The sequence below is a fragment of the Flavobacterium sp. genome, from assembly GCF_044349645.1.
GTDB lineage: Bacteria > Bacteroidota > Bacteroidia > Flavobacteriales > Flavobacteriaceae > Flavobacterium.
Genome location: NZ_JBIKQP010000002.1, coordinates 51,587 through 72,455, shown reverse-complemented (window position 1 = coordinate 72,455; position 20,869 = coordinate 51,587). Strand labels below are relative to the sequence as shown.

Here is a 20,869-nt window from a genome sequence, read left to right as displayed (position 1 = left end):
TTAATTGATTCCGTGGTCTTTCATTACTTTATTTAAGTTTTTCACTAAAGCAAACATTAGTAGAGTAGCAAACATTAATAAACCGAAATTTACCCAAAAGAAATTGGCTTTGTCGTCATAAGTATCCCACATGCTGGCTAAAACACCAGATAATTTATTTCCGATGGAGGTTGCCAAAAACCATCCACCCATCATCAATGCAGTGATATTTTTTGGCGATAATTTTGAAACAATTGACAATCCCATTGGGCTTAGAAATAATTCCCCAATAGTTATGATTCCATAATTTGCAACCAACCACCAAACCGATACTTTTTCCATACCGTTATTCCCAATGTGAACTGCAGCCACCATTACTAATACAGATAATGCTGAAATTAATAAACCAAATGCAATTTTTGTTGGCGTTGAAGGCTCCTTCTTTCTACTTCTCAAAAAGGTAAAAAAAGCAACTACCAAAGGCGTCAAAATAATTACCCATCCTGGATTTATTGATTGGCTTAAACTAGTAACCCAGACGCTTATTGTACTTCCTTCTTTAGGTAAAGTCTCTTTTTTCGTATTTCTAAAATAAATAGGGTAATCATTAACTTTTATTACCTCTCCATCTTCTTTTTGAAGTCGAAACTTATCATCGTATAATTCTGTTGAAGCTTTTTCGTAAGTTATTTCTTTTGATTGAACTAAAGTAGAAAATACTTTTTCTGTAGTTCCTGTAACTTGTCTATCGGTATATCTGTCTGCCCAAGTGTTTAATGCAGACCCATTTAATTTGAAAACAGCCCAAAATAAAATCACCACAGCAAAAATAGAAAGCAAAGCTCCGATTGGTCTTTTCTCTTCTGGCTTTGCTTTAAAATAAAGACTCCCATAAAAGTAAACTATTGGGAGACACGCAAAAATAAAAGCATCAGTACTATCAGAACCAAAAATGGCACTATCAAGATTAATATCTGATTGTACTCCCTTAATTAGCCAGCCAATAATACCAAATACCACTGATGGAACTAAAATGTATAGTACAATTTTAGAAAATGGCATATCGCCTTCTTGAATCCCTTTTTTCTCGGTTTTATCACCATAATGTTTTGTTCCAAGAAGAAAAACGATAACGCCAATAAACATTCCTAAACCTGCTGCCATAAAAGCATATTGCCAACCAAGTAAAATTTGTAAAGCAGCGCCAAAAAAGTTACAAATGAAAGCGCCAACATTTATTCCCATATAAAAAATGTTGTACCCTTCATCTTTCTTTTCTTTGAAACGATCTTCATTGTAGAAATTACCGAGTAAAGTAGAGATATTCGGTTTAAAAAAACCATTTCCAACAATTACTAATGTCATTGCAACATATAACATGGTCAAACTATGAATTCCCATCATAAAATAACCTGCCCCCATCATTATTCCACCTATTACGATTGATTTTTTATACCCAAGATATCTGTCGGCAACTAAACCTCCAATAAACGGAGTTAAAAACACCAACGCAATAAAAGTTCCATACAAATCGGAAGCCTCTTTCTCTGTCATAGCGAAACCAGCTTCAACATCTTTAAGATAAAGAGTAAAAATTCCGATCATTAAATAATAACCAAAACGTTCCCACATTTCAGATAAAAATAAATAAGGCAGTGCTTTAGGATGACTTTTCCACATAATTTTTAATTTAAAAAAACAAACCTACAAGGTTTTCTTGTAGGTTTGAAAGATATAAAAAAATTTAATAATGATTAACGAACTCCGTGCATCATTTTTTTCAATACTGGTGTTAATGCGAATAGAATAACAGCTGCTATACCACAAAGTACAACAAATACCATAAAGAAATCAAATAATGTTTTAATAGTAAACCCAGCGAAACTAGGGTACTCGGCAACAATAACTTTTTTACTCTTTATAATATCTAATTCTTGAGTTGTAAACGTTGTATCAGTTGCTTTAAAATTATTTACAAATGGTTTATTGTTTTTTTCAGCTAATTCTTTATCGCTTTTTATTTGAGCAATATTTTTGATTTTTTTCTCAATATCAAGCTTATTTTCTTTAGCAGCTTCATCATTAACTTTAGCAAAATTCATTTTAGCTAAAGCAAACAACTCAGCGCCGTCAGCTACTTTTTCACCATCTAAAATAGCTTTCAAATCAATATTTGCTTTTTCTGCTGCAATATATTTATCTCCCGTTGGAGGCAAAATTGAGCCTAAAGTTCCTGCTAGTGCATAACCGGCTGCATTTGACAAAAAGAAAACTCCAAATAAAAGTGAAGCAAATCTTTTTGGAGACAATTTTCCCACCAAAGATAATCCTATTGGTGACAAACATAACTCAGCAAAAGTTTGAATAAGATATAATAAAATTAACCATTGAATACCTAGAAGTCCGGTATTTCCAAGATCTTTTACATTATGTGCAATAATAAAATAACTTACGGCAATTAATGCTAATCCAATAGATTGTTTAACAGGGGAAATTGGTTCTTTACCTTTACTTCTCAAATAATCCCATAAAACACTAAATGGGAATGCAAAAATAAATACAAATGCACCATTAAAAATCTGAACCATTGATGGAGGCATATTCCATCCGAAGAAATTTCTATCTGTTTGATTATCTGCAATAAATGTCAATGATGATCCGGCTTGTTCGAAAGCAGCCCAGAAAAATATAACAAAGAATGCTACTATGTAAATAACAAAAATTCTATCTCTTTCAATTTTAGTTAATGAACTATCGGAAATAATTAATCCTGCCAAGGTTATACCACTTGAATAAATAACGGTATAAATCCAGTTCTGACCAATTAAATAGTGGAAAATAACTCCTAATGCCAAAAATCCTATTACTGCACCAATTAATGCTTTTTGAGAAAAAACTGCTTTTTGGGATTCCCCTTCTTCATAATCTGAAGCATCATTTTTAGAAGGTAATCCCCCTAATGGTTTTCCTTCAGGAGTAACTACATATTTGTTTTTCAAAAAATAAAAAACAGCAGTTCCAATTAACATTGCGATTGCCGCTGCTAAAAACCCCCATTTGAAAGCATGAATATCTCTAATTCCACCAGAATCTTTAACATCACCAACAATTGGGCAGATTAATTGTCCTAAAAATGCACCAAGGTTAATTCCCATATAGAAAATAGTAAAAGCCGTATCAAGTTTTGTTTTTTCTTGTTTTGGATATAAACTACCAACCATTGATGAAATATTTGGTTTAAAAAAACCATTACCAAAAATTATAATTCCAAGCGCAGACCACATTAGAGTATTGGCCAAAGATAAATTGGAACCAAAAATACTTGCACTAAAGAACAATAGAAATTGTCCAATTGCCATCATCAATCCGCCTAGTAAAATACAATTTCTATTTCCAAAAAAACGATCAGAAATAAATCCACCTAACATTGGGGTTAAATAACAAAGTCCTAAAAATCCACCATAAATAATTGAAGCATCGGCCTCTTTCATCATTAGCGCATTAATCATAAACAAGGTTAAGATGGCTCTCATTCCGTAAAAATTGAACCTCTCCCACATTTCAGTTCCAAATAATACCCAAAGTCCTTTTGGATGTGACGATTTTACTGCTGTTTCACTCATTTTTTTGATATTTGTTAATTTAGATTAATTAATTTTATTGAATATTAAAGGTTAAATATACTACTATAAATTGTTATAAATAAAATTCGTCATTTTATTGTACAACTGAATTCTTGTTTTACCGCCGTAAATTCCGTGATTGTTATCCGGATAAATTTGTGAATCAAATTGTTTATTGGCTTGAATTAAAGCTTCCATCATTTGCATTGAATTCTGAACATGAACATTATCATCACCAGAACCGTGAATTAAAAGAAATTTCCCTTTCAATTTATCTACATGGTTAATAGGTGAATTTTCATCGTATCCACTTGCATTTTCCGCTGGAGTTTGCATGTATCTTTCTGTATAAATGCTATCGTAAAATCTCCAATTGGTAACTGGAGCAACTGCAATTGCCATTTTAAATACATCGTTCCCTTTCATAATACAGTTGGAAGCCATAAAACCACCAAACGACCATCCAAAAATTCCGATTCTTGTTTTGTCTACAAATGGATAATTCCCAATTACTTTGGCAGCATCAATTTGGTCTTCTACTTCGTATTTTCCTAATTCTTTTTGGGTTACTTTTTTGAAATCGGCACCTTTAAATCCTGTTCCACGTCCGTCAACACAAGCCACAATGTAACCTTGTTGTGTTAACATCATGAACCAATAATCGTCAGTTGAGTTCCAATCGTTATTCACTTGTTGCGATCCTGGGCCTGAATATTGGTACATAAATACTGGGTATTTTTTTGTAGGATCAAAATCTTTAGGTTTCAAAATCCATGCATTCAATTCATTTCCTTTTTCTGTTTTTAAAACAAAAAACTCTTTGGAAGGTAGGTTATAGGATTTTATTTTATTTGCTAAAGCTTCGTTATTTTCAATTACTTGAATTTCTTTTCCGTTTTTAGCATCATTTAAAGTAAAGGTAGTTGGCTGAGTTGCGCTTGAAAAAGTAGTGATGAAATATTGAAAATTCGGACTAAAAGTGGCATTATTTGTCCCTGTTTTGGATGACAATCTAACTTTGTTTTTTCCATTTAATCCAATTCTGTAAACGTCTCTGTTAATAGAACCATTTTCAACTGATTGATAAAAAATAGTTTGGTTTTTTTCGTCAAAACCATAGTAATTCGTCACTTCCCAATTTCCTTTTGTAACTTGATTTCTTAATTTCCCATTTTTATCATAAACATAAATATGATTGAAACCGTCTTTTTCACTAGTCCAAATGAAACTTTTGTCTTTTAAAAATGTTAAGTTGTCCGTTACATCAACATACGCTTTGTCCTTTTCATTCAACACCACTTTTGTAGTTCCAGAAGTTCCATCTACAAAAAGTAAATCTAAATTATCTTGATGACGATTTAATATTTGAGCACAAAGAACATTGCTGTCATTTGTCCATTTCATTCTTGCAATATAAAAATCAGAATAATTTTTTAAGTCTATATTTTTGGTATTTGCAGAAGCAACATCATAAATATGAAGGGAAACCTCAGAATTTTTTTCACCGGCTTTTGGATATTTAAATGTTTGAACCGACGGATAAAGATCTTTATAGAACATTGACATTGAAAATTCTGGCACTTGACTTTCGTCAAATTTAATGTAAGCGATTTTTTTGCTGTCACCACTCCAATCGAATGCTTTTACAAATGCAAATTCTTCTTCGTAAACCCAATCCGTAATACCATTAATTATAGAATTTCTAACTCCGTCTGTTGAAATTTGCTCAGTAGATTTAGAAGCAATGTCATAGACATACAAGTTATTTTCTTTTGCAAAAGCAATTTTGGTTCCATCTGGAGAAAAAGTAGGTTCCTGAATTTTAAAGTCAAATAATGGAGTTAATTTTTTTGAAGCAATTTCATATAAATAATAGTTGGCTACAAAAGAACGACGAAAAATCTGATCTGAATTATTAGCAATTAAGATCGATTTTTCATCAGAACTAAAGGTATAACTATCAATTCCTTCTAGCGATTTATGGTCTTTAGTATCAATTAAAGTTGCCACTTTTTTTAGAGTTGCAAAATCGTATAAGTCAATTTGAAAACTTCTTGAAGTTCGATCAAAATTTAAAACGGTATATTGATTTGTATTTTTTAAAGCTTGTAAATCATCCATCCCTTTTGCTCTAAAAGCACCTGAATAAATAGACTCAATTGTTATTTTTTGTTGAGCTACAACTGAAAAAGAGGCAAATAGAAATAATAGAGATAATTTGTAAATAAATTTCATAATTAGTATTTTTAAAAATCATTCAATTTTAGTGAAAATTTCTGAAATCACCACCTTTTTTTTCGTAAAATGTAATTTCATAGGGAAGTTATTTTATTAGAATTCACGAAAATGTATATTTGCATGAATTAATAATTTATACAAATGAATAATGCCATTGCTGGATTTTCAAAATTGTCAAAAGAAGAGAAGATAAATTGGATTGCAAATACCTATTTTTCTAATTCGAATGAAGCTATTTCTATAATAAAAAAATATTGGAATTCAGATTCAAAAATCCAACAATTGCATGATGAATTCATTGAAAATACAATCACCAATTTTTATTTGCCATTAGGCGTTGCTCCCAATTTTCTTATCAATGGAAAATACAAAACTATTCCGATGGTAATTGAGGAAAGTTCGGTTGTTGCTGCAGCATCAAAATCGGCGAAATATTGGTCAACTCGTGGCGGGTTCAAAGCGTGCGTTTTAAATACTGAAAAAATTGGCCAAGTACATTTTATATATAAAGGCGATGTTGTAAAATTGGAAAAATTCTTTAAGGAAATTCAAAATAAATTTTATGAATCTACTGAGAGTGTAACCAAAAACATGCAAAAACGAGGCGGTGGAATTTTATCCATTGAACTTCGAAATAAAACCAATCTAATCCCTAATTATTTTCAGTTACACGCTACATTTGAAACTAAAGATTCAATGGGAGCCAATTTTATTAACTCTTGTTTAGAACAATTTGCAAAAACACTAAAAGAAGAAGCGAATTCTTACTCAAATTTTTCCGAAAGTGAGAAAAATGTTGAAGTTGTAATGAGTATTTTATCGAATTATGTTCCTAATTGTATTGTTCGCGCTGAAGTTTCATGTAAAGTAGCTGAATTATCAGATTCAAACATTGAGAACCCAGAAGTTTTCGCTGAAAAATTTGTTCAAGCAGTTCAAATTGCCGAGGTAGAACCTTTCAGAGCGGTCACTCATAATAAAGGAATCATGAACGGAGTTGATGCTGTTATTTTAGCAACGGGAAATGATTTTCGAGCCGTTGAAGCTGGCATTCATGCTTATGCTTCAAGAAATGGTAGTTACTCGAGTTTGTCACACGCTAAAATTGAAGATGAAATTTTCAGTTTTTGGATAGAAATTCCATTGGCTTTAGGAACTGTCGGCGGATTGACATCACTTCATCCAATGGTAAAATTATCACTTGAAATGCTTGAAAAACCTACAGCGAAGGAACTTATGGAAGTTGTTGCCGTAGCAGGGTTAGCACAAAATTTTGCTGCTTTACGTTCTTTAACAACAACAGGAATTCAGGAAGGGCATATGAAAATGCACCTCAACAATATATTAAATCAATTTCAGGTAACTGATGAAGAACGCGTTTTAATAAAAAATCACTTTAAAGACACCGTAGTTTCTCACTCGGCAGCAGTTGATTTTATTGAAAAATTAAGAAAATAGATTGCTTGGTACCTTGCAATAATTAAATGGAAAAAACTTTTTACAGTAACGGGAAACTATTAATTACAGGCGAATATTTAGTTCTTGACGGAGCAAAAAGTTTGGCATTGCCAACAAAATATGGGCAATATTTAAAAGTTTCATCGGGTAAATTAGGTCAAATTCATTGGACAAGTTTTGATAACGATAATAGTATTTGGTTTGAAGAAACTATTTCTTTTAATGAAATCATAAATTTCAAAGCTTCCAATAAATTATCGCAAAGAGATACGTTAATTAACATTTTATACGAAGCTTATTTGTTAAAATCTGACTTTTTAAAATCTTCATTAGGTTATTCCATTTCTACGGCGCTTACATTTCCAAAATTATGGGGTTTAGGAACTTCATCGACATTAATTAATAATATTGCTCAATGGATAGAAATTGATGCATTTAAGTTACTTAAAAATAGTTTTGGAGGAAGTGGATATGACATTGCCTGTGCGCAAAATAATACTCCTATTTTATACCAATTAAAAAATGGTTTGCCAATAGTTGAAAAAGTAAATTTCAATCCTAAATTTTCGAAAAACATTTATTTTGTTTACTTAAATAAGAAGCAAAGTAGCAAAACCGCGATTGAGAATTATTATAAAAGCAAGAAGAATTTGGATATTGATTTTCCGATAATAAACGAAATTATTTTAGCAGTATTAAATTCTAATTCATTGGAAGAATTTTCTGAATTGCTATTCAAACACGAAAAAGTAATGAGTGAAATTCTTGAACTTCCTACGGTAAAGGATAATTCATTTCCTGATTTTGATGGAACAATAAAAAGTTTGGGCGCTTGGGGCGGCGATTTTGTAATGGCAGTTTCAAAGGAAAACCCAACTGACTATTTTGAAAGCAAAGGTTACAAAACAATTGTGCCCTATAAAGATATGATTTTATAAACAAGACTTTTTTATACAAAAAAACCCATCAATAAATTGACGGGTTTTTTTTATGTTAATCTATTTCTAGTAGTTGAACTGTGATCTGTTGTCTTCAATTTTAGCATCCACTTTCAAAGCTGGAATAATTCTAGATGAAGTTGATGCATTTTGAGATTTTAATTTTGCAACATAATCAGAGTAGCTTTTTAAAGCTGGTGCAGTGAATACCGTTTTAGTTTTAACTACATAAACTCCTAAGTTTCCATCAATAGGTGCAGAAATTTTATCTCCTTTTAATGCGAAAGCAGTTCCAACTACTTTGGCTTCTTGACCAACGCCTGGTAAAGTAGGATTTTCAAGAGTTATATCAACAGCCGGTTTTACTTGAGTTTTATTTGCCGCAGCAATAGCTTCTAAAGTAGCACCTTTCATTTTAGCCTTAATTATCTCTGCTTTTTTCTTGTTTTTCAAGATTGGCTCAATCATTGGTCTAGCATCTACAACTGGAGTTAAACCAGCTTCAAAAACCGCTTTCACTTTTGCAATTACATATCCAACATTAGTTATTTCAAAACTTTTTACATCGCCAATTTTAGTTTCGCCTTCAAATGCCCAACGAACAATTTGTCTTTGGTTTCCTAGTGTGCCAAAACTTTCGTCCATTACTTTTACTTTAATAGTAGGATTTGCTTGAATTTTGGCAGCTTTAGCTACTTTATCAAAATCACCTTCAGTTGCATCCATTTCAAATTTTCCTGCTTTAGTGAAAGTTATAGAAGATGTCGCTTCAGAAGGTTCAATTTTTTGAGCAATTGTAGCTAAACGAACAGCATCTTGTTTATCGGTAACATTAATAATATGGTAACCGAAATCAGTTTCTACCAATCCAATTTTTCCAACTGGATTAGAAAACACGAAATCATTGAACGGCTTAACCATTTGACCTGGAGCAAAATAACCTAAATCTCCACCTTGCTGAGAAGAAGAATCATCAGAATTCATTAATGCAACCATCATAAAACTAGTTGGATTAGCTTGAACTTGAGATAATAAAAGTTCCGCTTTTGCTTTAGCTTGTTCTTTAGTACGTTTTTCTTTTTTGTTAGCTACTTGAGTTCCTTCATAACTAATTAAGATATGAGAAGCTTTAGCATTTGCTCCCGCTTTTCTACCTAAATTTTTTGATAGACATACATAATTACTATTCATGTAAGGTCCGAAAACTTCACCAGGTGCCAAGTTAAATAATTGCTCAGCAAATTGCGCTGGCAAATCTTTTTTAGCTATGTAAGTTGAATCATAAGGTTTATCAGAATTTGCATTTACAAAATCAATTACATCTTTAGCACCTTTAAATCCTGGTAATGTATCGTTTTTTCCAGTTGCTTGATTATAAACAATTCTTGAAGAAAGTAATGCGTTTACAGCAGTTTTAACTTCATTTTCGTCTTCTGGAGAAGCTTTATCTTCAATTAAAACGTATTGAATTTCACGAGATTCTTCCGCTTTGTATTTTTTCTCGTTTGTTTTCATGTAGTTTGTAATTTCCTCATCAGAAATTTTAATATCACTATCTTTAACTGTTGAGAATAAAACAGAAACATAATCAAAGTTTACTTTATTGGATTCCATTCCGTATTTAAATTTTCCCTCACTATCAGTTGTATAAACCCCTGCTTTGATTAAAGAATTATAGATTTGGAACTTTGCATTTAGGGCAGCATCTTTTTCTCTGTCTTTTAAGTTTTGAGCTTGATCAGGGTTTGCTTTAAAGAATTCTTTAAATTTTGCAATGTCAAATTTTCCAGCAGCATTAAGGAAAGTTGGATTTTGACCAATGTTTTGATCTGCTTTAAATATCTCCATTATATGGTTTTCACCCACTCTAATTCCAAGTTTATCAAATTCTGCAGTTAATAATGAAATTGAAACCTCTTGATCCCAAACTTGATTTGCAGCTTGAGTTGCAGTAATACCTTGTCCGCTTTTTTCTACATTACTTACTTTGATTCTGAAATCTTCAAATGAAATTGCTTTGCCATTAACACTTCCCACATCATTAGAAGTAGTTGAAAGATTTCCACTATTAAAAAGATCACCAATTATAAATGCTAATAAACAAAACCCAATTACTAGTATTAAAAGAAGTGAACGTTGTCTGATTTTTTGTAAAACTGCCATTTTTTATTTTATTATTTAAAATTCTGTCTGCGAAAATACAATTATCTATTTAATAATAATAGTTGTATAGTTATATTTTGCAATAAAATACCTTATTTTTTTTAATATTAGTCAATTATAGACATTTTAACTAATTCAATTTTATTATTTGAAGCTTCTTCAACAACAAAATTATAGTTTCCAATGCTAATTTTATTTCCTTTTTGTGGAATACCTTTGGTATAATCTACAATAAATCCACCTAAAGTTCCATAAGAATCGCTTTCGGGAATATTGAGTTTGTAGGTTTGATTAAGATATTCAACATCCAATCTTGCTGAGAACAGAAAAACACCTTCTTCAATTTCTTGCTCAATTCTTATTTCTTCAGAATCGTGTTCGTCTTCTATTTCACCAAAAAGTTCTTCAACTATATCTTCAATAGTCATAATTCCTGCTGTTCCACCATATTCATCTAAAACAACTGCTACACTTTTTCGTTTCTTGATAAGTAAATCTAAAGCCTCTTTTATGAAAATTGTTTCGGGAACATATTCTACGCGAATCAAAATTGATTTTATTGTTTTTGGCTTTTTAAATAGTTCAAATGAGTGAACATATCCAATGCAATCATCCAAAGAATTTTGGTAAACCATGATTTTTGAATAGCCAGTTTTGATAAACATATTCTTTAAATCATCAACAGAATCAAGTACATCAACTCCGGCAATTTCTGTTCTTGGAGTCATGATATCTCTAGCTTTTACCCCGGAAAATTCTAGTGCGTTTTGGAAAATTTGAATTTCAGAATCTACATTTTCATGGTCTTCAAAATGATTCATTTGCTCTGAAATATAATTTCCAAGTTCTACTTTGCTGAAGAATAAGGGCACAAAATCACCTTCAGTTTTAAAAAAACGTTTCAAAATAGTATCCGATATCCACATTATAAAAGTGGAAACAACATAAAAAAGGAGATAAAAAATATAGGCAGGAATTGCGAAAAACTTTACAAAACTATTCGCATAAATCTGGAAAAATACTTTTGGTAAAAATTCAGAAGTGAACAATACAATTAAAGTAGAAAGTACTGTTTGCAATAATAAATTAACCAAACTAGAAAATTCAATTCCCAATGTTTCAAACCATTTCATTAATAAATCGCCCATAAAAAAACTGTATACTACTATTGCAACATTGAATCCAATGAGCATTGTAGCAATAAATTGGGATGGTTTTTCGGTTAATTTAGTTAGAATATAAGACAAGAAATTATCTTGTTTTTTTTCTATTTCAAGATATATTTTATTGGAGGTAATGAAAGCAATTTCCATCCCAGAGAAAAACGCACATAATATCAAACAGATAATGATAATTGTGATTTCCATATACTATTTTGAATTTTTTCTTGCTTCGAATTTTTTAGCATAATGTCTTCTAAAGAAAAACATTAGCAAAGAAAGTGACGCAATCCCAAAGAAAAGGAGGTGTTCTTGAGTGTTTGGGTTCCATACATCTAATGCTTTATAGATAAAAAATATAGAAGCAAAAAGATAAATGTAAGGAGTGTATTTTAAATATTTCATGATAAATAATTATTAATTAGCCTGATCGATTTCTCCGGTAATACTTTGGGAATTTACAATTTTAAAATCTTTACTAAAATCAATTCCTTCGCCATAAGATATTCCCTTTGGGTCTGTAAATTTAAACTTTTTTTCGGTATAAAACCATTCATTTTTTTGATCAAAATACAATTGAGAAGTTTCTAATACTTGTCCTATTTCATTGGTGATTCTCACATTGCCTTGCAAATCAATTAAATTTGGAACTTTATAGGAAACCGCATAATTGGAGGTTACAAAAGTTCTTTTATTATTTATATCAAATAAAGTTACGTTTATTCCTTTTGGAAATTCTGTAAACGGGTAAGTTACAGAAGCATAATCTAACATTTTAGGGCTAATCAATATTGACTTTATTTTACCTGAATCGGTATATTTCATATTGAAATCGTCTGCCTCGCCGCTAGGAGCAAATTCTGAGAAATTTTGTTTTTGCACTTCCTTAAAATTACTTTCACATGAAAATAGTGCTGTTACTATTAGAAGTAAAAGGCTAAAATTTCTGATTGTGAATTTATTGAAAGTCATAATTGAGGACGATTTAAATCTGAAATAATCAGACTACTATTATTCTAATAGAAACGTCTTTTTTGAAACCATTTGTCGTTAAGTGAAAATCCAATTGAAATATTGGTATAATTTTCCTGAACTAAATTAGCCGAGGTAGTTCCTCTTTGTCCATACTCTAAACCAACATTAATATTTGAAAAGACACCAATAAGAGGCAATCCAATACCTGCAGTTACGGCGTAATCCTTAACGGAAGTATTGTTTATTATCAACCCGGTATTTTCATATCTAAAACCACCTCTATAAATTATTTTTTCATAATACTTTGAAAAGGAATTGTAGTTAGGAATGTAAAAACCCCCAAGTGCAAATCGGGTTGAGTTTTCATAATTTACATTATTAATATCATTAAATCTGTTCCCCATACTGCTACTTTTTTGAAAAGTAATTTCTGTTCCAAGCATCCATTTTTTATTTTGACCAACACCAAATCCAACCGCTAATTTTGAAGGTATTGTCAAATTTGTATTGGCAACATCCACATCTAATGGCTCAACAAGGATTTCAGCTCCTGAAGAGGAATATTGAATTGTAGCAATATTTCTAGAGTTCAATGAACTTAATTTTGAATCAGGCGAGTAGGTTACACTTGCAAAACCATTCAATTTCTTATTGATTGGAGTAGTATAGTTAAGTCCTGCTGTTAAGGTTCCTCCTGTAATGTCTGATAGATTCTTCTCTCTTGTTCCATATTGAATTCCTTCAATAAATCGGAATGAATACGTTTGAATTTTTCCAAAGTTGTAACTGTAATCTATTCCAACACTTAATTTTTTTGTAAGGGCATAGCCAACACCAAAAAAGACTTTATTTATCCCTCCTGTTCCAGAGTATTGTTTAATTTCTTCGGGATTAGTAGCTGTTGCAGCTATATTTGATTGAATATTGTAACCTACAGAAGAATAGGGCATCAAACCAAAACCAACTCCAAATTTTCCTAAAGGGAGTCCAACAGCCAAATAATCTACAGCTGTTCTTCTAGCCTTTTCGCTTTGTTTATTAGTTGATAAATCGGTAGTTAAATAGGTTCCACCCAAAGAAAAAGTAGTTAATTTTAGATTTGAATAAGAGGCTGGGTTTTGAAAATTCAAGTGAATACTATCAGAGTAAATTGTCAAACCACCCATTGCACGATTTTCGGCAGTTCCTTTAAATTTTACATCTCCAATTCCATAAAATGAATATGGAGAGGAAGTTCCCTGTTGGGCAAATGAAATTAAAGTAAAAAATAAAAAAACGGGTACTATAAATTTTTTAATCATTTTTGATTTTGTGTTGAAATGTTTGGTTCAAACTCTCTAATAGAAAATTTGAATTGGCAAATATGGTATTTTTTAATCGTTTAGCCAAAAATTCTGCGTCTCCACCAGTTAAAATTATAATAAATTTAGGATAAACGGCTTCATATTGAGAAATAAAACCTTCAATTTCGTTAATAACGCCATTGATAACCCCTGAATTTATCGATTCGAAAGTTGAGTTTCCTATAAATGGTATTTTTTCTAATTCTGAATCTTGGACTTTTAGTGATTCTAAAGTCAATAATGGCAATTTAGCGGTATAATTATGCAAGGATTCAAATCTGAGGCGAATTCCCGGTGAAATTGCACCACCAAGATAATTGTCGCTATCATCAATGAAATCATAGGTGATACAAGTCCCAGCGTCAATTACCAAACGATTCTGATTTGGATATTTTAAAACGGCACCACTCGCCAAAACCATTCGATCAATTCCTAAGGTATTGGTTGTAGAATAGGTATTTGTAAAAGGAAAAGGAAAATCAGATGAAATAAAATGAATTTTAACTTGACTTTCAAATTCCAAAAAGGCTTCTTTTTGGATGTTTCCAACGGAGGCAACCACCAATTCGGATGCTTTTTTATGTTTATTTAAAATAAAATGCAGCTCATTTTGAAGATTCGAAATATTAAAATAGAACTGATCTAAAAGGGTACTACCCTCAAATACAGCTACTTTAATTCTGGTATTTCCTATATCGACTGCTAAAAGCATAATTTAATATTAGATGTTGCAAAGGTACGAATTGATTTTTTTTAATAATTGTTTTGTATAAATTAAAATTCGCACTATATTTGCCCCCGCTAAGCAAGGTACCTTAGCTCAGATGGTAGAGCAACGGACTGAAAATCCGTGTGTCCCTGGTTCGATCCCTGGAGGTACCACAAAAAATATCCCTAATCACTTATAAATAAAGTAGTTAGGGATTTTTTGTTTCTTAGGGGGACTTGAAAGGGGACTCAAAAAAGTTAATTTATATTAACTTATCTTAATGTAATTTAAAAATTTATATCATAAAAAAACCCACTTAGTAGTGGGTTTTTTAGGATTTGATAGATATATTAGTTTAACCTTGAGTATACTTCATCTCTTAGATAAAGTACACGACCTCCAACTTTTCTTGAAACAAGTACTTTTTTCTTTTCCCAATTATGTAGGGTTACTAATGAGACATTTAGCAATTTAGAAACTTCTTCTCTTGTCATTAAATCAGATTTAGTTTTATTACCCTCAAAATTATTAATCATTCCCATCATTTTTTGAAATTCCGATGAAAGAGCTTCTTTCACTAATCTTTCTAAATCTTCTCTTGTAAATTCTAATACACGATATGTTGATTCTTTCATAAGTTCAAATTTTAAAATTAAAATGAACCTTTACGACTGGTTGAAACGGGTTGTTTATTCTTTATGGGTTTGTCCTCCCAATATGGTTTTTAGTCAGTTTATTGACTTTGTTATCAAATTATATCGAGTATTACGCTACTTCACCTAAATCATACTCAGATAATCTAACCTCTGATGCCATTACAAATTGTGGATTTAATTCATATCCAACATATTTTCTATCAGTCAATACCGAAACTTCACCCGTTGAAGCGGTACCATTAAACATATCTAATATTGTATCCCCTGGTTTTGATGTTGCTAAAACAAAAATTAAGGGCAAACTAAGAGGATAGGTCGCTGAGTGTTCCATCAAAAAATTTGCATCAGCTAGGCATTTACGTCTTAATTCTAACGTATTAGAACCTGAGTGTGTCAATATGTTATCTCTAAAATCTAATCCTGAAACTAATTTTGGATATTTCATTTTTGTTCCCATAGATACACTATTATTTTCGTCAATAAATTCCGACAACCATGTGTCATTGAAAAAATAATCCGCACTCTTCACAAAATGAAATATTGGTTCAAAATTTCTAACACTTCTTTTCCCTTGAGTGAATTGAACATTCGACTTTAACCACAAGTACTGGTCCACATACTTCCAACCTCTCTTTTTCATTTCAATTAAAAATAACTCAGGAACACTTTGATATTCTACATTGATTACACAATTATTTATATTAACAAACAACGACCCATCATTTTTCAACACTTTAAAGAATTGGAACTTTACCATAACGATGAATATCAATTCAATAAAATGTTTGCAAATAATATTTTTGTTATTCAAAAATCTAAAATTGAATACATCGGCAATTTATTTGATTTAAGAAATGTAGAAAAAATAATACCGAATTAATTACAATTGATTGTAACTATTTTTGAATCTTTACCCTGAGCAGTTCCTAATATTGTACTGTACTGTTTTTTTGAACAGATAGGACAAATTGGTTTAACTGTGTAAGAACCGCCGCGTTCATAGTAATATTCAATAATACCATTTTGAACTGTTGGTTTTTGATATGAGGATGCAGAAACAGGATTGTCCCAGGATATTATAACTTTATATGTGTGAGATTTAGATTGTTTTGAATTATTTGTACCACTATTATTTGATGCTGTTGAAGATGAGGTTGAAGAGGAAGTTGAAGAGGAAGTTGAGGTTGAAGAGGAAGAAGAGGAGCTTGAACCTGAATTATTTAATAAAACTTTCAACATAGATGTTGAAAAATTAGCACTTGCTATTGCTTTATTATTTATCGCATTAAATTCATCTAACTGAGTTTTAGTCATTGGTCCGCCTAACCATTCCTCAACAATATTTTTAGATGACTGCAAACTTTCATTTATTTTTTTTTGTGTATTAGTTTTTGAACCAGTTAACATTGAAGTTACCATACTACGTGTACTGATTTCAACATATGTTTCATTTAAAACTTTTTCTATAATAGTAGCCAGATTTTTATTATCAATTGTAAGGTCTGAAAGTTTAGAATTTTGGAATTTGTTAATAAACTTTTGACCATTTATATCAATTTTAGTGGATTTGCCCCCAAGACTAACATTTGCTACACCATCCTCAAATTTAACTGGATAATCATAAATAGGAGCAATTATTTCAATACCATTTGAATTTATAATACCCCATTTATTATTATATTTAATAGAGGCATTCCCATTAATGAAATCCCCTATTTCTTGATATTTTGGATTTACTATTATTCTACCTTCATTATTAATCAATCCCTTTAACCCATTTTCAATTACGATTGAATTCTCGCTAGCACCAAAATTTATTATTTCATCAAATCTCGGCGAAATGACTTCATAGCCAGAGCTATTTAATATCCCTTTCTTTTTATTTATTGTACAAATAGTTATTCCACTAGATGTAAAACTATTATTAATATCGTCGTATTTTAAAGGCGTTATTTCCAAGCCTGTTGAATTATTAATCAAACCATATTTCGCGCCATTTTTAACAATTGAGACAGTTTCGTTACCATAACCCTTTATCCCAAACCCTAATATTTCATCGTATTTACAATCAATTAATATTTTGCCATCTTCATCAATATAGCCTATTTTACCATTTAATTTTACGGGTATCTTGCCGAGAATAAATCTATCACCTCGGTAACGATTCCCAGTAATAATCTCGTGACCAATGGTTTCGTATTTTGGCGTTGCTATTTCTTCATATTTCGGACGATTTATTAATCCGTATTTATTGACGTTTTCAAGTACTGTTAATTTATCAGATGGGATATAAAAAAAACTAGGACCGCCTCCAAGTTCGCTTGACAATATTCTTGGTTCAAAATATTCAAAATTTAAAGATGTACGAGGGGTATATTTGTATTTTGGTTCTAATGCTACATTTCCCATATCATCCAAAACTCCATACTTTTCATCTTTTACAATAAAACAAAAACTGTTTCTAAAAAACATATAATCATATGCCGGTTCCGAAAAATTAAATTTTCTATCAATAATTCCAAACTTATGATTTGCAACATAAACCAAGAAATTATTATTTTCTGCATTACCTATTATTTGACTATAATTGAAAGGGATGATTATCTTCCCTGAATTATCAAATAGCGCCTCCTTGAACTGAATTGTATTGATGAAATAATTTTTATTATCAAATAAAACTGATTTAATGAAGCTATATTTAGGTGAAATAAATACCAATCCATTTTTGTCCTTAACTCCAAATGATTCTTTATATTTGAATATTACATCCCCATTTTTAAGAGTTCTGTAATCTTTAAACTCCGTGTTTAAATTCAGTACTTTTCCTAAAAATGACTTAATTAGATATTTTGAATGTTCACCATAAGGCAGAGGACCGCCAGAACCCCCTTGAAGAGTTATCAATTGTTTCTCCATTTCCCCTCCACATTTATCAAACTTTTGTGATGAACAATTTTCAACCTTCTCTTTTAATATTTTAAAATCATTATCATTTATTGTTGTTCTATTTTTGAATAAACTATAAAAATTTGAAACAATCTCTTTACATTCATTACAATCTTTAATTACATTTTCTGATATATTTCTTTTAAAATTATTAATCACTTCTAATTTATCGAATTCAAACCTAGAAAAATCTTCATTTCCGGGTAGTCTCCAAATTGATGTTTCTCCATAAGAAATAGGACCTCCCTGAGCACCCATAAACAAATTCAGTTGTTCTTTCATTTTATTTCCACAGCTCTCAAAATTTTGTTTATTACATTGAACAACTAATGATTTCATTGGATAAAAATCAATTGAATTTAGAGTAATTCCATCTTTGTATGCTTGATAATATAATTCAACAATTTCTTTACATTCTTTGCAGTCGAGCACATTTTTATATTTGGTCTGTTGAGAATATGAAAAAATACTAAGGAATAATAATGAATATAAGTAAAATTTAATTTTCATAATTTATAATTAAAAAGTTCCTCAAATATAGTAATTTTCTTAATTATTATTTTTTAGAATTATTAAATGTACAACATGAATAATTTAACGTAATAATTGAAACTTTAATTCAAGAATTAGATTACCGCACGCTCTTAGCATTTTCTTAGCACAAAACATTAGGCAAACCGGCACTTCTGCGGTAAATTAGCTCTAACACTACCATTCACTTGAAATTTTAAATAGCCTAAATCATATATGGAATTGTGATTAACAATATCATAGTAGTATTGTCTTTGCCAAATGGTTTGTCCATTTTGATTTTGATAGGGTTTAAAAGAAATAACACTGTAATCCAAATGCCATCTTGTAAAGCCTACTTGAATGCTATCCATCGGAAAGATATCATCAGGATTTATATATTCGTCACAAGGGTTAAAAATTAATTCATTGGTGTTAGTGGAGTTTTCGGTCGAATGCTTGGTTATTCTATCCACCACGTATTCTCCACTTAAAGAAAGCAATGTGGGTTCTAGAGGTACCACAAAAAACATCCCTAATCACTTATAAAGTAGTTAGGGTTTTTTGTTTTTATTGATTTTCCAAAATAAATGTTTTATTTCTTATATATATTTTAAATTAATAAATTAAAATAAAAAATACACCTATTAAAAATTAACAAAATTAATAGTAATCACTTTAATATAAAAAGTACTATTTTTGCCAAAAAATATAGGATTTTGACAAAATTTAAATGCTCAAAATACTAAATCAACTAATAATTTAAAATGGTATTTTCGAGTTTATTTTTTATTTTTTTATTTCTACCACTGAATTTAATTTTCTATTTTACTATTAAAAATAGAAAAATTAAAAATATCATTTTAGTTATTTTTTCACTAATATTTTATGCTTGGGGTGAGCCTATATGGATAGGACTACTACTATTTTCCTCTTTGATTGATTATTTAAACGGTCTGTTTATTCAAAAATATCAGGGAAAATCTATCGCTAAATTAGGGCTTTATAGTACTCTAATTTTTAATTTAGGGATTCTAATTACATTCAAATACTCTGATTTTATCGTACAAAATGTAAATGCTATCACAAATTTAAACTTTAAAGAACCAGGGTTTTTAATGCCTATTGGTATTTCTTTTTATTCATTTCAAACTATATCCTATACTATTGATGTTTACAGAGGTGAGGTAAAAGCACAGAAGTCGTTTTTAAATTTTTTATTATTCGTATCTCTTTATCATCAATTAGTAGCGGGTCCAATTGTGAGATATTCTCATATAGCTCAAGAAATTAACGAACGAATATTTAGTTGGATTGATTTTAATAATGGTGTTTCGAGATTTTGTATCGGGCTTTTTAAAAAAGTATGTATAGCAAATATTGCTGGAGAAATTTGTTCCCATTACCTAACAAGCGATTTAACAAATATTACCGTTTTGGGAGCATGGCTTGGAATAATTACATATAGCATCCAAATTTATTTTGATTTTTCGGGCTATTCAGATATGGCAATCGGAATGGGATGGATGTTTGGATTTCATTATCATGAAAATTTTAAGTACCCTTATATTTCTACTTCAATAACCGACTTTTGGAGAAGATGGCACATATCATTAGGAACTTTTTTTAAAGATTATGTATATATTCCACTTGGTGGAAATAAAAAATATATCTTCAGGAATATTTTAATAGTTTGGGCATTAACAGGTTTGTGGCATGGTGCTAGTTGGAATTTTATTATTTGGGGAATGTATTTTGGGATTTTATTATTAATTGAAAAATTATTTTTAAGTACAATTTTAAATAAATTACCAAGGATTTTTAATCATATCTATGCCTTATTTTTTATAATAATAGGATGGGCAATTTTTTACTTTACAGACTTTAATCAGTTGATTTATTTCATGAAATTATTGTTTAATTTCACTAACCAAGAGATTTATTCTTTAGAAGTAGAAAACATGTTCTTTGAAAATATTTATTGGCTTGGATTTACAATTATTCTGTGTGTTCCAATTTATACATGGTTTTATAAATTCATAAACTCAATTTCTGTAATTAAGCACTTTGTGCCTTTAATTACGATAGTTCTAAATATTTTTTTATTAACCTGTTCGGTAATATTATTAGTTGGAAGTTCGTATAATCCATTTATTTACTTCAGATTTTAA

Annotated in this window: 16 protein-coding genes and 1 tRNA gene; 4 read left to right on the top strand and 13 right to left on the bottom strand. The window is 30.3% G+C overall.

Annotation, left to right across the window (positions count from 1 at the left end):
• The 3 genes from AC9UFV_RS00820 to AC9UFV_RS00810 form a co-directional block, all read right to left on the bottom strand.
• Complete coding sequence (locus AC9UFV_RS00820) at positions 1-1,659, bottom strand: peptide MFS transporter (protein WP_509571795.1); 1,659 nt, start codon at positions 1,657-1,659, stop codon at positions 1-3.
• Between the two features lie 74 nt (positions 1,660-1,733).
• Positions 1,734-3,602, bottom strand: coding sequence for a peptide MFS transporter (locus tag AC9UFV_RS00815; protein ID WP_509571793.1), 1,869 nt, complete (start codon positions 3,600-3,602; stop codon positions 1,734-1,736).
• Positions 3,603-3,665: 63 nt separating this feature from the next.
• Positions 3,666-5,837 carry a S9 family peptidase gene (locus AC9UFV_RS00810; RefSeq protein WP_509571791.1) on the bottom strand — a complete coding sequence of 724 codons (2,172 nt, stop codon included), beginning with the start codon at positions 5,835-5,837 and terminating at the stop codon, positions 3,666-3,668.
• Between the two features lie 144 nt (positions 5,838-5,981).
• Here AC9UFV_RS00810 and AC9UFV_RS00805 point away from each other — a divergent pair, with 144 nt between their 5' ends.
• Positions 5,982-7,298, top strand: coding sequence for a hydroxymethylglutaryl-CoA reductase, degradative (locus AC9UFV_RS00805; protein ID WP_509571789.1), 1,317 nt, complete (start codon positions 5,982-5,984; stop codon positions 7,296-7,298).
• A gap of 26 nt (positions 7,299-7,324) precedes the next feature.
• A complete protein-coding gene (locus AC9UFV_RS00800) occupies positions 7,325-8,236 on the top strand; it encodes a GYDIA family GHMP kinase (RefSeq protein ID WP_509571787.1) in 912 nt (303 codons plus the stop codon).
• A gap of 66 nt (positions 8,237-8,302) precedes the next feature.
• Here the strand turns inward: AC9UFV_RS00800 and AC9UFV_RS00795 are convergent, their stop codons facing one another.
• From AC9UFV_RS00795 to AC9UFV_RS00770, 6 genes are all read right to left on the bottom strand, one after another.
• Positions 8,303-10,399 (bottom strand): peptidylprolyl isomerase, encoded by a 2,097-nt coding sequence (locus AC9UFV_RS00795; RefSeq protein ID WP_509571785.1) that lies wholly within the window; start codon positions 10,397-10,399, stop codon positions 8,303-8,305.
• 107 nt (positions 10,400-10,506) lie between these two features.
• Positions 10,507-11,766, bottom strand: a complete 1,260-nt coding sequence (locus tag AC9UFV_RS00790; protein ID WP_509571783.1) for a hemolysin family protein — start codon at positions 11,764-11,766, stop codon at positions 10,507-10,509.
• Between the two features lie 3 nt (positions 11,767-11,769).
• Entirely contained in the window at positions 11,770-11,964 is a 195-nt protein-coding gene (locus AC9UFV_RS00785; RefSeq protein WP_509571781.1) for a hypothetical protein, read from the bottom strand.
• Between the two features lie 12 nt (positions 11,965-11,976).
• Positions 11,977-12,531: an LPS export ABC transporter periplasmic protein LptC gene (lptC, locus tag AC9UFV_RS00780; RefSeq protein WP_509571779.1), complete on the bottom strand. Its 555-nt coding sequence runs from the start codon at positions 12,529-12,531 to the stop codon at positions 11,977-11,979.
• A 44-nt stretch (positions 12,532-12,575) separates the two neighbouring features.
• Positions 12,576-13,835, bottom strand: coding sequence for a BamG family beta-barrel-assembly machinery protein (gene bamG, locus AC9UFV_RS00775; protein ID WP_509571777.1), 1,260 nt, complete (start codon positions 13,833-13,835; stop codon positions 12,576-12,578).
• A complete protein-coding gene (locus tag AC9UFV_RS00770) occupies positions 13,828-14,589 on the bottom strand; it encodes a type III pantothenate kinase (protein ID WP_509571775.1) in 762 nt (253 codons plus the stop codon). The genes bamG and AC9UFV_RS00770 overlap by 8 nt, the downstream gene beginning before the upstream one ends.
• A gap of 97 nt (positions 14,590-14,686) precedes the next feature.
• Between AC9UFV_RS00770 and AC9UFV_RS00765 the strand changes: the two genes are divergently transcribed.
• Positions 14,687-14,759: transfer RNA gene (locus AC9UFV_RS00765), tRNA-Phe, on the top strand.
• A gap of 177 nt (positions 14,760-14,936) precedes the next feature.
• Here AC9UFV_RS00765 and AC9UFV_RS00760 read toward each other — a convergent pair.
• The 4 genes from AC9UFV_RS00760 to AC9UFV_RS00745 all read right to left on the bottom strand — a co-directional run bounded on the left by AC9UFV_RS00760 (position 14,937) and on the right by AC9UFV_RS00745 (position 19,231).
• On the bottom strand, positions 14,937-15,221 hold the full coding sequence (locus AC9UFV_RS00760; protein WP_509571773.1) for a helix-turn-helix domain-containing protein: 285 nt from the start codon (positions 15,219-15,221) through the stop codon (positions 14,937-14,939).
• Between the two features lie 130 nt (positions 15,222-15,351).
• Positions 15,352-15,999, bottom strand: a complete 648-nt coding sequence (locus AC9UFV_RS00755) for a DNA methyltransferase (RefSeq protein WP_509571771.1) — start codon at positions 15,997-15,999, stop codon at positions 15,352-15,354.
• Positions 16,000-16,118: 119 nt separating this feature from the next.
• Complete coding sequence (locus tag AC9UFV_RS00750) at positions 16,119-18,620, bottom strand: WG repeat-containing protein (protein WP_509571769.1); 2,502 nt, start codon at positions 18,618-18,620, stop codon at positions 16,119-16,121.
• A gap of 236 nt (positions 18,621-18,856) precedes the next feature.
• The gene (locus AC9UFV_RS00745) at positions 18,857-19,231 is read right to left on the bottom strand and encodes a hypothetical protein (protein WP_509571767.1); all 375 of its coding nucleotides are present in this window, start codon (positions 19,229-19,231) and stop codon (positions 18,857-18,859) included.
• 402 nt (positions 19,232-19,633) lie between these two features.
• On the opposite strand from AC9UFV_RS00745, the gene AC9UFV_RS00740 reads away from it, so the two are divergent.
• Positions 19,634-20,869, top strand: a complete 1,236-nt coding sequence (locus AC9UFV_RS00740) for an MBOAT family O-acyltransferase (protein ID WP_509571765.1) — start codon at positions 19,634-19,636, stop codon at positions 20,867-20,869.